5 protein-coding genes and 1 pseudogene are annotated in these 15049 nt (G+C 59.8%); all 6 read left to right on the top strand.

Translation table 11 applies throughout. From position 1 onward, the window contains the following. Nucleotides 1-127: 127 nt before the first annotated feature. The 6 genes and pseudogenes from BHQ18_RS09465 (at nt 128) to BHQ18_RS09440 (ending at nt 15048) form a co-directional block, all read left to right on the top strand. Nucleotides 128-4852 (top strand): DEAD/DEAH box helicase, encoded by a 4725-nt coding sequence (locus tag BHQ18_RS09465; RefSeq protein WP_234794128.1) that lies wholly within the window; start codon nt 128-130, stop codon nt 4850-4852. A 329-nt stretch (nt 4853-5181) separates the two neighbouring features. Next, nucleotides 5182-7047, top strand: a complete 1866-nt coding sequence (locus BHQ18_RS09460; protein WP_069413358.1) for a UvrD-helicase domain-containing protein — start codon at nt 5182-5184, stop codon at nt 7045-7047. Beyond that, entirely contained in the window at nt 7044-10256 is a 3213-nt protein-coding gene (locus tag BHQ18_RS09455; RefSeq protein ID WP_069413311.1) for a helicase-related protein, read from the top strand. Before BHQ18_RS09460 ends, BHQ18_RS09455 begins: the two co-directional genes overlap by 4 nt. Continuing rightward, nucleotides 10253-11968 carry an MrfA Zn-binding domain-containing protein gene (gene drmB / locus BHQ18_RS29055; protein WP_084293969.1) on the top strand — a complete coding sequence of 572 codons (1716 nt, stop codon included), beginning with the start codon at nt 10253-10255 and terminating at the stop codon, nt 11966-11968. The genes BHQ18_RS09455 and drmB overlap by 4 nt, the downstream gene beginning before the upstream one ends. Further along, nucleotides 11916-12782, top strand: a pseudogene (locus BHQ18_RS30845) (SNF2-related protein); the annotation flags it as partial. The gene drmB and the pseudogene BHQ18_RS30845, both read left to right, overlap by 53 nt. A 103-nt stretch (nt 12783-12885) precedes the next feature. Further along, nucleotides 12886-15048 (top strand): UvrD-helicase domain-containing protein, encoded by a 2163-nt coding sequence (locus BHQ18_RS09440; protein WP_069413308.1) that lies wholly within the window; start codon nt 12886-12888, stop codon nt 15046-15048. The last annotated feature ends 1 nt before the right edge of the window (nt 15049 follow it).

The raw sequence follows: 15049 nt of genomic DNA, 5'->3' as shown, positions 1-15049 counted from the left end.
CGTCGTCCGTAGTCCGTGTGACGATCGGCCCAGAAAATTGTCGGTAGCGGATGATAATACTCTCTAAGGAGTTCACGGCAACCCAAATCTGGTTTGCTGGGGGTAGTACCGCGGAGGGGAGACGGTGGTGTATCGGGTCTGGACGGAAGCTGATCCTGCTTTGGAGGGGTTGGTCGACAAGTTCCACGACCAGTGCGTCCGGGTCTACAAGGAGGATCCCAACCGAGTTGAAGAGGACGCCGGCAAGGAGCGCGGCATTGCCGAGGGTGGTTACGGCAGAAAGCAGATACAAGAGCTCGTACAGAATGCTGCGGATGCGCTCCAAGGTTCTCCCGGACGTATACAGGTCAATTTGACTGAAGACGCCCTCTACGTCGCTAACGAAGGGCGGCCTTTCGAGGACTCGGGTGTACGTGCTCTCCTGTACACCCATCTGTCCAACAAAACCGGGGCAGAAATCGGTCGCTTTGGACTCGGCTTCAAATCGATCAGCGGCATTTCTGAAGGTCCCCAGATTTTCAGCCGCTCCGTGTCGTTCGAGTTCAGTCGCCAGCAATCCGCGGCTGAGTTGTCAACGGAGTTGAATCGTCACTTCGAACCATCGGAAGTTCCGTCCCTGCGCCTTGCATGGCCGGTCAACCCGACTGTGGAGTTCCGTTCCGACCCTTTGCTGGCGGATCTCGCGTCCTGGGCGACGACCATCGTCAAGGTGCCTCTCAAGATGGGCGCAGCAACACACCTCTCTGAGGAGATCAAAGAATTCGACGAGTCTTTCAACCTCTTCGCGTCACACGTGCGCATCCTCGACCTGGTCGATGGGGTTTCCGGGCGTGAACGGCATTTCAAAGCGGCGAAGAAGGGCAATCGTGTCGTCCTCACCACCGAAGATGGTGAGCGGGAGTGGCTGGTCGTATCCGCTGAGCACAAGCCGTCGAACAAGGCTCTCACATCTGCTGGACATGCCGCTCGACGCGAATCGGTGACTGTGAGCTGGGCGCTGCCATTGACGGGCCGCGTCGAACTCGGCCAGCTCTCTGCGTTTTTCCCGGTCAAGTCGGATCTGACCCTGAGCGGCAGGATCAATGCCCCGTGGAAGCTGTCCGATGATCGCATCAACGTGATCGAGTGCGAATTCAACTACGAGATCCTGACAGAAGTGGTTCCTAAGCTCGTTGTCGCTGCCCGTAGAGACTTGATTGCGGACGGAGCCTTCAGTCGGTACATCGATGTCCTACCGGCCCGCGGCAAAGAGTCCCGCAGCTGGGCCGACAAAGTTTTGAATGACCCTGTGTTCATAGCACTTCGAGAATCGCGATGCCTGCCGGACCTCGACGGTGAGTTGCGCGCACCCAGCGCGCTGCAACGTATTCCGGACGATGCCGCGGAACTCGCGGGCAGGTGGTTGGCCGTAACGGGGAACCGAGCGGCCTGGGTACACCCCGACTGCACAAACAGCACTGAGCGCCGGTCCAAGGTCGACCGCCTATTGCAGGACGATGATCGGCTCAAACCGCCGGGCCGGGTCCTGCACTGGCTCCAGTCGGTTGTGGCGGATCCGCAACCCGGACAGTCGGCTGCCGCTATCGAACTCGCAGCCGAACTGGTACGCAAAGGTGGCAACACAGAGAAGGACGTTCGTGATGCACGGATTGTGCTGTTGGAGAATGGGTCGCTGGCACAACCCGTACGCGGCCGGTGCTTCCTACGCACCGGCCCGGAACAGAGTGGAACCTCGTTCGTCGACGGAACCGTAGCTGGCAGCCTGTCAACCGCGGAAGCGCTGAAGTACCTCGGGATCACCGCGTTTGAAGACGGCGGTGAGATGCTGCAGCTACTTACGGAACTGAGACGTACCGGAAAAGTCGACTGGGACGCACTCTGGATCGCGATGCGCGGCTCGGGGGTGCAGCTCGTACACGAGGCTTTCGACGGTGTGCTCGATGGCCACGCGGCGAAGGTGGTTCGCGTTCGAGATGGTCACGGCCGCTGGGTACTGCCAGAGGGTCTGTACTTCGCGGGTGAATGTCTCAAACCGCTGAAGGAAGATGGCGCCTACCTGGTCGACGTCGACTATCACGCAGCAGACCACCAGATCCTGTACCTCCTGGGCGTGAGGTCTCGCCCATCGAGATCGGCGGTGAACTCGAACGAGAAATGGGTGACGAAATACCTGAGCGCGGTTCGCGAAAATCTGGGCGATGAAATGGGGTTGGGTCTGCAGGCGCGACACGGCATCGAGGTCGACGGCATCGGATCTGTCCTCGGACCTCTGGAATGCTTGCCGAACCTCAGCGTTACGAACAATCTGGCGCTGAGTGCTGCCGTCATCAACGACGTCGATGTCCCGCGCGTCCGTGTCAGTCACCCCAACGCGCCCAGGACGGGTCGCTATACAGCGCCAGAGCTTTGGTGGGTTCGAAAGCACGGATTGTTGCAAACCACGTTGGGGGCCGTGCCCGTCACCGATGCGTTCATCGCAGAGGTACCGGGGGTGCCAGAGGGGCTCGTCCCGAGTGTGAGTCACATGGTGCTCAGTTCCCAAGCCGAAGTGGTGTTGGGGCTGAAGCGGGAGATGGCAGACCTCGATCCCTCCGGATTCACTTCGCTTGTGATGAACCACGTCAAACGCGATGACATGCTGCGGGTGGGCCAGGCCTACGCCTGGTGGTGTTGGACGCACCAGGAGGCCGAGCCACCCGATCGCCTGTGGGTCTATCGCGACGGTGAATGGACCGAGGAGGAGCGGAAGGCTGTGGCGGTGGTCCACCGCAAAGAGGCCTATGACGAACTCGGCGAGTTCGGTGTCCCGTGTGTGCTCGTCGACAGCATCGACGATGTCCACACCTTGAGTGAACTTTGGGGTTGTTTGGAAGGGCGCGACCTCCCGGTCGCATACTCGTACGAGACGAGTGCGGAGCCAGAGCTCCTCATTGACGTGTTCCCGGTGCTGGCTTCTCTTCCCGGCGCGGACGACCTCGAGGGCCTGATCCTCCAGAAGTGTCTGTCCATCAGCAAGGTTGCCGCGGTGCCTGGCCAGCCGGCAGTACAGGTGGTCTGCGACGCCGGACGCGAATCCAACAGGATTCTGGTGACGGGTACCACGGACCGAGAGGTCTTGAGGCAAGCACTCGAGTGTTTGCTCTACGAAAGTTCTGACCGACATGTTGACTTGCTTCTCAAAAATATGGAGCGACGTCGTAATTCGGAACGCATCCGAGCGATCAGGAAGGCTTCCAACGATGCTGAACGTCTGCTCATGTACGCGGGTGAGGAGCGTCTGAGAACCTTGGTGCCGAAGGATGCGCTTACATATCTGGTCAACGAAGGCATGGTCGAACCGCATGGGCTCGATCTCGCCAACCTTTGTGTGACGATGCTGGGGGTCCGCGCGCTGGAACGCGCTTGCAAGGTCGATCCGCTCGGGCTGCCTGTTCCCCCTCCATCGACGTGGGCTGGGTCCTTCAACACGCGAGATTGGGTAAAGCGCCTCGGATTCGGTGATGAGTGGGCGGGGCAGAAGGCAAGGCGACGGAACAAGCCGACGGAGTACATCGATGGTCCCACCCAGCTCGATGAACTTCACGACTACCAGAAGGTGGTTTCGCAACGCCTCGCGAACTTGTTGCGTGGTGTCGGCCCGAGGAGAGGGATCGTTTCGTTGCCTACCGGCGCCGGAAAGACCAGGGTCGCAGTACAAACCGTCATCCAGTCCATCCGCGACGGCAGCCTCGACGAGTTGGCGCATGGAACGTCGTTCTCCGGGCCCATCTTGTGGCTGGCCGACGGAGAAGAACTATGTGAGCAGGCCATCGACGCGTGGTCGTATCTGTGGCGAGCACTCGGTCGGCAGGACACGCAGCTGATCCTCAGCCGGTTCTGGGCAAATTACGAGATGGAAGAGGAGGCGGCCGGAGTTCAAGTCGTCGTGGCAACGTGGCAGAAGATTCTCGCCCGTGCTGTCGACAATGATTCTTTCGCATGGTTGGCTGAGGCGCCGGTAGTCATCATCGATGAGGCACACGGCGCCTACACCCCGTCGTACACCACGATCCTGGAATGGCTGGGGCGCGGTACGAGACAACGGGACAAGCCTCTGATCGGGTTGACCGCTACACCCTTTCGGGGGCGTCGCGACAGGGCGGAAACGGAACGCCTGCTTGCGCGGTTCGACGACAACCGACTCGACGAGGGTGTCTTCGGTGATGAGCACCCACAGGTGAGATTACAGCGGGACAGAGTCCTAGCCCGGGCGCGCTTGGAGATTCTCGACGGTGTGTCCATCGATCTTTCAGCGAAAGAAGTCGACGAGTTCAGGTCGATGGGATGGCTGTCCAAGAGCGCAGAGATTCGGCTCGGTCGAGACGAGGACCGCACACGCACGATTGTGGACTCGATCATGAGTAAGCCGGATAGTTGGCAGATTGTAGTTTTTGCTGCGTCGGTTGAGAACGCTCAGACGCTGGCAACATTGCTGACGCTCCATGGTCGGCCGGCCGCGTCCATCGACCAGGACACCAGTCCGGAAGATCGCCGTGTGGCGATCGAACGCTTCAAGTCGGGTGACCTGAAGGTCTTGACGAATTACGCGGTGTTGTCCCAGGGCTTCGATGCACCGAAGACCGACGCCGTGTACATCACTCGTCCGACGAGCAGTGAGGTTCGTTATCAACAGATGGTCGGACGGGGGCTCCGCGGGCCGAAGAACGGCGGTACCGAAGAAGTCTTGATCGTGAACATGCTCGACAATCTTCTGGAATTCGGTGACAGCATCGTGTACCAGAGTGTCAAAGACATCGTGGAGCCAGAGGGCGCCGCCGAGAGCGAGCGGCTCGACGGATTGGCCGTCGGTTAGTCACTATGCCAGATCGCAGACAAGCACCGCACGACTGCGGCGGTGCTCCGTTGCAGAGACAGAGGCCGCGGGGATGAGCGATCGAAAAGAGGATCCGTTCATGGCGGTCGACGGACAACGGTGTGATAGCCGCAAAAGTAAGCCCGAGTCGAATGGTTACGGCTCGGAGACCGACAGGGGCACGCGGATGGGTCGGGTCGGACAAATCGGACCACCCCTGAACGCTGATCAGTTGATCGAACGGGGGTTGTCTGGCCCGGAAGGCGGCCGCTACAGGGAGGTGTCGTTCGCGAATGCCCGAGAACGCAGTGACGCGCTTAAGGCGCAGCATGAACTCCCTGCTGTCGACGGTCTTTCGGCGGAGAGCCGATAGCGTGACCGCCGTAGATATAACGCTCAACGATGCCCAACGAGATGTGGTAGAGGCACCGATAGACGAACGTCTGCTCGTGATTGCTGGTGCTGGGCAGGGAAAAACTGAGGTCGTCGCTCTTCGTATCGATCACCTCGTGAAGGAAGAAGATCTCTCCGCCTCGGCTCAAGTCCTCGTGTTGAGCTTCTCCCGCGCAGCAGTCACAGCTGTCAAGACCCGACTGAGTGCACGAGAGGTGCCGGCGGCTAACGTCCGGACATTCGACTCGTTCGCAGGCCAGATCATCCTGGACGCCGAAGAAGAGCCGACGGGCAGCTTTGAGGCCCGAATCCGCAGGGCTACACAACTGATCCGCGAATCAGACGACGCCCGTGATTCGATAGCCGACCTCCGGCACATCGTGATCGACGAGGTCCAGGATTTGGTAGGAGACCGGGCCGACCTCGTGCTCGAGATCTTGCGTGCAGCAAGCGGTGACGTCGGGATCACCGCACTAGGCGATCCGTTACAAGGTATATACGACTTCCAGTTGGCCGAGTCGCGCAGCAAGACGGCATCGACCGCGGTCATCGATGCTCTCAAGGGCGAGTTTGGTTGCACTGAAGTCCAGCTCGGCCAGAATTACCGCGCCAGAGGGAAAGGCCCGAAGAAAGTCGTCAAGCTGGGTGAGCGACTACGAGCGACTGACGATCTGCGAACTGCTGAAAATCTCATCTCTGAGCTGCAAACCACGCTGTTGGATCTCGGGGAAATCGACGAGTGGGTCGACACGGTCTCGAAGCACGGAGTAACGACAGCGATCTTGTGCGCCACGAACTCTGATGTCCTGCGGGTCTCGCGCCATCTCAGCGGCTACGACATTCGCCATGCCGTACGCCGGCAGGCCCAAGACTTTGGCGCAGCCAACTGGATCGGCAGAACACTTACATCTGTGTCAGGCCAGACCGTCGACCGATCGGAGGTTGAAGAGGCACTGGCCCGATTGCTCGATCAGGCTCAGATCGATCAGGCGTGGTACCTGCTCAAGTCCGTTGCCGCCGACAGACGCGGCAGGGATGCCCTGAACTTGGGGCGATTGCGCCACTCGATTCGAGCGAACATGTTGCCGCTCACGCTAACTGAGCCAGATTCCGCGAACGTCATAGTGTCGACCGTCCATCGCGCGAAGGGCCTTGAGTTTGACCGTGTGTTTCTGGTTGCTCCCAACTACGAACACGAGGACGAAGACGAATGGGCGATTATCCGGCGTGAGTACGTAGCACTGAGTCGTGCCAGGGACGACATTTATATCTGCTGGTTGCCGCAGCCCCGCTCGTCGTTCGAAAGGATGCGATGGCTACCGGGACGTCGAGTTGAAAGAGTGTTCAACCGAAAGACCGGCAAGAAGCGTGTCAAGGCATTCGAATTTCTGTATGACGATGTAGACGTCAGTGAGCCGGCTGCTGGTGGCGGACTCGACGCCGCCGATGTCCAGGAAAACCTTCGACGCGACGATCTCGTGGGTGCCAAGGTCGAAGCCGTCCTGGATCACGAGTTTAGCGCTCCGGATCTTCCGTCCTACCTGCTGACCACCGAAGAGGGCTACCTCTTGGGTCGCACGAGTGAGAGTTTCAATACGGCATTCAACACGGTATTCGGTCGTAGAGACGGGGCGGTTTTTCCCGGACGCTTGTTCGGACTGACGCTCGTTTCAGTTGAGACCGTCGCCGGTGAGCCTCGGAGGACCGAGCGTCTCGACATCGGCCGCTCTGGGTTGTGGCTGGCACCCCGCATAACAGGACTAGTGGAACCAGATTGGAAGACGATGGAGGAAGTCGAATGATCACTGCGAGTGATCCGCTGAGTCTTAAGTATGCCTTTCGTGACGGAATGGTCGGTGAGCTTCGTCGTGACCTGATCGGGCCGGATGATAACAGCGAGGACGCACATGAAGTAATCACGGAGTTGCCGCTCGATCGCTACGTGGTGGGCGTATTGTGGCCTGCGAACGAGGATTTGCAGGAAGCGCCGGACCCTGACAGCGATGACTCGGGAGACTCTGAGGGGTTCGACGACACACCCGTTTCTCAGGCACTGATGCGGTATCCGAGTTCGGTGGGTATCACCTTTACAGTCGACCTAGGGCGAACCAACGAGGTCAACGTTCGTTTGAGTGCGGCCCGCTATATCCCATCTGACGCCGAAGCTGAAGTCGAGGAATCTGGCCGGTCGTCGAAGCGTCGCCAGAAGTCGCGTCCCGCCGAGTGGCTCCGTGTTCCGTCGGTGATCGACCCCATAGCCCTGAATGTAAGCGAAAGCCGTACCGAGTACCTCCCGGTGGCGCCCGACCTCCAGCTCTATGTGTATGTACGGCAACCCAAAGATGGTGCAGTCACGGTCTCGCTCGCACTCAGGAACACCAAGGTCGCGAAACAGAAGGATGGGCTACGCGACGCCTTTGCCTGGTTTCAGGTTGGAATAGCCGTTTCGACTGTCCAGCCGGCAATCATGGATCGAACACAGCCGCAACTGTCGAGTACCGATCGAGATTTGAATTCGGCCGCACTTCTGTATCGCAATGCGAGGGTATTTGCGATCGGTCACGGATGCGCCGCGACATGGGATCCGACGACGGAACCCCACGTGGCCGCCATCGCCAGCACATTCCTTCCCGAGGTCGAGGTTCACCGTGCACGGCCGGCCCAACTAACCGATATCGACCTCCGAATGTCGACCCTCTCAGAGGGTCCTGATGCCACGGTGCTGCGGAACCTCCGGGCGATGGTCGCCGCGTATCGGGAATGGATTGATTCACTCGATCGGTCAGTAGTCGATGGTCAGACCGACGTACCGCCGAGACTCCGTGATGTCGCAGCAGAGCATATGAATGACGCTCGATCAGCCGCCACCAGGATTGAGGCCGGAATTGACCTGTTGGCGAGTGATCCTCAAGTGTTCAAGGCATTTCGTCTCGCGAACCGCGCGATGCAGATCCAGCGAGCGCGGCAGGATTGGGTGCGTAAGGGACATCAGGGTGCCATAGATCCAGGTATGGAACAATCCTGGTACCCCTTCCAGATCGCATACATCCTGCTCAACCTTCCGGGGTTGGCTGACCGTACGCATCAAGACCGTGACATCGCGGATCTGTTGTGGTTCCCGACCGGCGGCGGCAAGACTGAGGCGTACCTCGGTCTGATCGCGTTCACCATCATCCTTCGCCGACTGCGAGACATCTCCGTAACAGGCGTCGCAGTCATCATGCGCTATACCCTGCGGCTGTTGACCATTCAGCAGTTCGAACGCGCTACGACGCTTCTGTGTGCGCTGGAGCGTCTACGCCGAGACGGTCATGAACTTGGAACCAAGTCATTCTCGATTGGCTTGTGGGTCGGCTCCAAAGCCACACCCAACAACCTCGATGACGCTCGGCGAGCGCTGAACAGTCTTCGGGCGAACCAGGAACTCACCGAAAACAATCCTGTTCAGCTGACGCAATGTCCTTGGTGTGGTGAAGATCTGGACTACTCCAATTATTCGGTGGTGAAGCTGCCCGAGCGCCATCTCGTAGTTGCCTGCGGGACTCCCTCCTGCGATTTCCGAGATGGTCTGCCCGTCCACGTGGTGGATGAGGACATCTACCGCGAGCGTCCCGAACTCGTGCTGGGCACGGTCGACAAATTTGCGATGATGGCCTGGAACGAGCAGGTGCGCGCACTGTTTTCTCGAGACGAGCTGGGCGATGCGCCGGACCTGATTATCCAAGACGAGTTGCACTTGATCTCAGGTCCGCTCGGATCGATCGTCGGGCTTTATGAGATCGCAGTTGATGCCGCATGTGGTGTTCGACTAAGTGTTGCGGGGCCTGCCACGAGCCGACCCAAGGTGATTGCCTCGACCGCGACGATCCGGCGCGCAGATCGACAGATCGAGGCTGTTTTCGACAGAGATGCACGTCAGTTCCCGCCGCCTGGCATAGATCCCGACGTTTCGTTCTTCTCAGAGCCGGCACCACGAGACACGCTCGGCACACGTTCCTACGTCGGTGTGATGACCGCCGGAGCAAGCCACGCAACGCTCATGGTTCGTACATACGGTGCGCTGTTGCAAGCTGCCCAGGATCTCAAGGGCGACGACCAGAGTCGCGATCCGTACTGGACCTTGTTGGGATACTTCAACAGCCTGCGCGTCTTGGGAAGTGCAACGCTCCAAGTGGACGCTGACGTACGTGACCGGTTGAAGGTGGTGGCGGGGCGAAACGAGACGTCACCGAGGAAGATCACGAAGGTTACTGAGCTGACAAGCCGTGTTCCGTCCTCGGAGATACCAGACGCTCTCAAAGGTTTGGAAATCGCCCTGCCGGACGGAGACGTCGATGACGTTGTTCTTGCCACAAACATGATCTCGGTCGGACTGGACATCGACAGATTGGGTCTCATGGCGGTGATGGGACAACCCCAGTCGAGCGCTGAATACATCCAGGCGACGAGCCGGGTCGGGCGTAAGCACCCAGGACTCGTGGTCACTATCTTCAACTCGGCCCGTTCGCGAGACCGCTCCCATTACGAGAGCTTCCTTCCTTTCCACCAAGCGCTCTACCGTGCCGTGGAAGCGACGAGCGCAACACCTTTCGCCGCACGTGCACGAGATAGAGGCCTGCAGGGCGTGCTCGTTGCCCTCGCGCGATTGCTCATCGACGAACTTGCTCCTGACACCGCGGCACATCTCGCGGACGCCAACTACGACTCGCTCACCGAACTGGTGAGGATCATCGATCAGCGGGTGCGAAGCACGGCTCCAGAAGAAGCGGACGCGACACTTGACCAGATCGACGCTCTGATCGATGTATGGAGCAGAGAAGCGGCCGCAAAGCCGAACATGCGATACAACAATTCCCAAAATGTTGAGGCCTCACTCTTGGTCGAAGCCGGTAAGGCTTTGGTGGACGAGTACACCCAAGAAGCCGCGCCCTGGCCGACTCTGCAGAGTATGAGAGATGTGGACGCTGAAAGCAGCCTCTACCCGATTGCCTTCTTGAGGAAGACGAAGTGAACAATCCCAAGGCGCGCCGCAGCCAGTTGATCAGTACTTACGGAATCGGAGGTCTGTTCCCAGCGTCGACGACCAGCTTCATGATCGCTGGTCTACATGAGTGGAAGGAAGATCGTGCCGAGCCGGTGAGTGAACCCAGGTTGGCGCGTTCCCTGAAGGTGAGTGCGCTAAAGCAACCGCCGGCCGGTGGACGCAAAGATGTTCCGGTCATCCGATTCCCGTACACCCAGGTATGCCCGACTTGTCGTCGCATCGGTCGGCTCCACGATCTGTCCAAAGATTGGAACGTGGCCGAATGCAGCAAGTGCAAACAACCACTGAATCCCTTCCGGTTGATTGTCGCCTGCAAGCGGGGTCACATCGACGAATTCCCGTACTTCCAATGGCTCCATCGCGGCCAGGGAAAATCCGGTTCCGACCATCTCATGAAACTCGAAGCGCGGGGGCGGACGTCGTCGCTTGCCGACTTGGTGTTGACATGTACGTGCGGAGTCGAGAAACGCAATCTCGACGGCGCGATCGGTCCTCTCGCGGAATTCGGTTCGTGCAGAGGAGCCCGCCCGTGGCTCGGGAGCGAGTTGGAGCAATGCGAGGAGATTCCCCGCGTGCTCCAGCGCGGCGCCTCGAACGTCTGGTACCCGGCGGTTCGGTCATCCATTTCAATCCCGCCGTACTCAGAAGCGCTTTCGAAGCATGTCGACAAGTATTGGGCACTTATCGAAGATCCGGACGTCACCACGCCCGCACTGCTGGCCAAGGTTGCGGATCTCTCGAATGGCAAGTACACCGTGGATCAGGTCATGGCAGAGGTCGAACGGCGCCGTGGGGAGGAAGAAGGAAACGAGGACCTCTCTGAGGCAAGACTGCGTTCGGGTGAATACGGTGCTCTCATCGAGGGGCGTGATGAGGACGATCCGAACGCTGACTTCGTTGCGCTGCACCGAGACGTCCCAGACGCGTTCGAAGGCGTGATCACGGATGTTCGTAAGGTGACCAGGTTGCGTGAAGTGCGTGCGCTGTACGGATTTTCAAGACTTGACGGGGGAGGAGGAAGTTCGGAGAGCCTTTGCCAGCTTGCGCCCACCCGAACGAACTGGCTGCCCGCCATCCAGGTGATCGGTGAAGGTATCTTCATGGCATTCAATCGAGACGCCCTCTCACCATGGGCTGAGAAGCCTTTCGCCCGGGAACGTGCTCGAATGCTGAAGATCGCCGCTGACCGGAACGCAGAAGAATATGGTCACGCTCCTGCCCACGTCGACATCGTCGAGGTGGCCTTGCACACCCTCGCCCATGTCATCATCGACCAGTTGTCGCTCGATGCAGGTTATCCAGCAGCGGCACTTCGCGAGCGGCTTTATGTCGACGAAGACATGGCTGGGTTGTTGGTCTACACCGCGAGTTCCGATTCTGCCGGGAGCCTCGGCGGCGTTGCGGCGATGGCTGAATCGGACCAGCTCGGTCGAGCGCTATCCGAAGGCTTGGTGCGCCTCTCGTGGTGCTCGTCTGACCCGGTCTGCATCGAATCACGAGGCGCAGGGAGCGATGCGATGAACCTTGCAGCGTGTCACGCATGTGTGCTCGTGCCGGAAACATCATGCGAGAAGAACAATTCTTTCCTTGATCGCGCGCTGCTGTTCGGTACCCGCGAGGGAGGTAATGAAGCCGAAGGGATCTTCAGCGAGTTCGTCGCGAACGCCGTTGGCGCATGAAAACTGGGATTGGAATCGGGTGTCTGAAGTAGCCGCCGGCGAGCGCTTCGTCGTCCGCGACGAAGAGTGGCTCGTCCGCACCGTTCGGAACACGGAGCGAGACGGGGTGCGCGTCGAGGTGACCGGTGTCAGCCCCTTGGTCCGTGATCAGGACGCAGTGTTCTTCGGCTCGTTCGACACCACCGACCGCCTCGACCCGCGAGACGGCAATCTGGTCGCGGATGACTCTGCCGGCTTTCGAAGCTCGCGACTCTGGCTGGAATCGATCCGTCGCAGTAGCCCCGGTCCAGCAAGCGAAAGTCGGATCACTGTGGGCCATCGCGGGCTGCTCGGTCGTATGGACTACCGACTCCGTCCGGCGTCGCAGGCCCTGCTGAATCTCAGACCGCGCATCCTGATCGGCGACGCACTCGGACTGGGCAAGACCCTGGAGATCGGAATCCTGCTGTCGGAGTTGATCCGCCGCGTTCGCGGCGAGCGGATCCTCGTTGTCATTCCGCGCGCGGTGCTGGAGCAGTTCCAACGTGAGTTGTGGACGCGGTTCGCGATCCCACTCATCCGGCTGGACTCGAGCGGCATCCTGAAGGTCGGTCAGACCCTGCCCAGTTCGCGCAACCTGTTCAGCAGCTACAAGCGGGTTATCGCATCAATCGACAGCTTGAAAAGCCCAGCTCGCTGCAAGCATCACCTCAAGATTCAGAAGTGGGACGCCGTCGTCATCGACGAGTGCCACAACCTGATCAACCGGGGTACGCAAAACAACGAGCTGGCCAGGCTCCTCGCCGCGCAGACCGATTCACTCATTCTCGCCAGCGCGACGCCGTACAACGGCAAGCCTGGAAAGTGGTCTACGCAGGCCGCGCGAATGAGTCCGAGTCGCTGGCGGACCTCTTGTCCCAGCACGTTGGAGGTAACTGATGAAAGCCACCGTCCTCATGCACGATCTGTTCGAGAACTCGTACAACGACCTCGATGGAAGCGTGAAGGGCCGCGTGCTCTCGTTCATGGTGAAGCTGCAACAGGACCCCAACGGGACCGGTCTGGACTTCAAGCATCCGAAGGGTGCCGCCAACAAGCACGTACGAACGGCACGGGTGAACGATCAATACCGCGCTGTCCTGGTCAACGCGGGCGCTGATGACGACAACAGCACGCTCTGGCTTGTCGCCGTCAAGAAGCACGACGATGCATACAAATTTGCCGAGACCCTGACCCTCCAGGTCAACCAGAAGACCGGTGCTGCAGAGCTTTTCGATCCGATAGCGCTCGGTGAAGCTCTGGACCACGCACGTGTCGAGCCGCCGTCGAGCAGCGGCGCGGAGCCTGTCATGCCGTCCGCCGTCAGCCAAGCAGACCTCGAACGGTTCGGCGTGGCGCCTGAGGTAGCTGTCGAGCTCAAGCAGGTCACGACCGAGGATGCGCTTCAGAAGATCGTCGAAGCGCTTCCGGCATCGCAGGGCAACGCCGTGCTCGACCTCGCGTTCGGTAAGGATCCCCAAGACGTTTGGAATGACCTCGTCATCGACGAGCCCGGTCCGATCGATCCGAGCGATATCGAGACCGCACTGAAGAGGCCGCTGTCGCGCTTGAGCTTCACTGCCGCCGACGGCGACAACGAAGAGGAATTACGGGCTGTTTTGGAAGGAGACTTCGCCAAGTGGCGGGTATGGCTGCACCCGCTACAGCGGAAGCTCGCAACCCACAGTGGTTGGAACGGCCCGTTCCGGGTGACCGGCGGTGCCGGCACCGGCAAGACGGTCACGGCCATCCATCGGGCGCGCTTCCTCGCCAGGCGATTGGATTCGAATGGAGCCGATCCAAAGGTGAAAGTGTTGTTCACCACCTTCACTCGCAATTTGGCTCAAACCATCGAGGGCCAGCTAATCAAGCTGGCAGGCCCATCGATCACCGACAGAGTCCATATCATCAATCTGGATGCGCTGGCTCGCGCAGTTGTTGCGGCGACCGACAGCGGGCGGAAATTCGTGAACTCTTCGAAGGTCACTCCTGAGTACCAGTTGGAGCCGCTTTGGCGCACCGCAGCCCAGTCCTCGAAGGGCAGTTGGGACCCGGGATTCCTCAACGACGAATGGTCGGAAGTGATCCTCGGTAACGGAATCGTAGACGAAGCCGAGTACCTTCGAGTCGCACGTAGCGGCCGGTCCCAACCGTTGACTCGTCCGCAACGGGGTGATGTGTGGCTGGCAATGGAACAGTTTCAGTTGCTTCTGCGTGCGCAGGGAAAGACGACGTTCAGAGAGCTGGCTTCGCGGGCTGCGATGGCACTCGAAGCCGACCCGTCGCTGCGCGATCAGTTCGGATACCACCATGCGGTGATCGACGAGGCACAGGATCTGCATCCTGCACACTGGAAACTGTTGCGTGCGTTGGTGCCGGTGGGCACCGACGATCTTTTCATCGTGGGGGACGCGCATCAACGGATATACGGTCGACCGGCGCCCTTATCCCGATTCGGTATCGAGACGCGGGGACGGGCCCGACGACTGACAGTCAACTACCGCACGAGCCGCGAGATCCTTAGTTGGTCTCTATCGATCGCCGACGCAGATGCTGACGACCTCGACACGTCGTCCGACACCCTTGCCGGTGCTCGGTCCGTGTTCCGGGGACCCGAGCCGGAATCACTCGGCTTCAAGTCGAAGTCCGAAGAGGACCAGGGACTTGTGGTCAAGATCGGCCAGTGGACAGCCGACGGCTTTTCGAAGTCGGACATTGCAGTGTTCGTCTACGAGAAGAACGACGTTCGCAAAATAGTCGACACCCTGGAAGCGGGCGGAGTCGCTGCCGAGGTGGTCAACGAGAGCACCAAGGAAGAGAAACTTGGTGACGTCGTTCGCGTCATGACAATGCACCGGGCCAAAGGTCTTGAGTATCGCGCTGTGGCGATAGCGCGGCTCGGATCGAAATCTTTCCCGCCGTACTTCGTGCAGCAGAAGCACGGTGACGAACGCGACCAAGAGGATAAAAGGCTACTTCGGGTGTTGTACGTGGCCGGCACGCGGGCGCGGGAGCGGTTGGCCCTCTTCTGGACAGGCGAACCATCAGCGATCCTAACGTAAG

The organism is Mycolicibacterium flavescens (assembly GCF_001722335.1).
Taxonomy (GTDB): Bacteria; Actinomycetota; Actinomycetes; order Mycobacteriales; family Mycobacteriaceae; genus Mycobacterium; species Mycobacterium flavescens.
This window is presented reverse-complemented; position numbering and strand designations above follow the sequence as displayed.

Coding starts and splice junctions, on each gene's coding strand:
- BHQ18_RS09460 (WP_069413358.1), top strand. CDS start 5,182: ATGAACTCCCTGCTGTCGACGGTCTTTCGGCGGAGAGCCGATAGCGTG.
- BHQ18_RS09455 (WP_069413311.1), top strand. CDS start 7,044: ATGATCACTGCGAGTGATCCGCTGAGTCTTAAGTATGCCTTTCGTGAC.
- BHQ18_RS09440 (WP_069413308.1), top strand. CDS start 12,886: ATGAAAGCCACCGTCCTCATGCACGATCTGTTCGAGAACTCGTACAAC.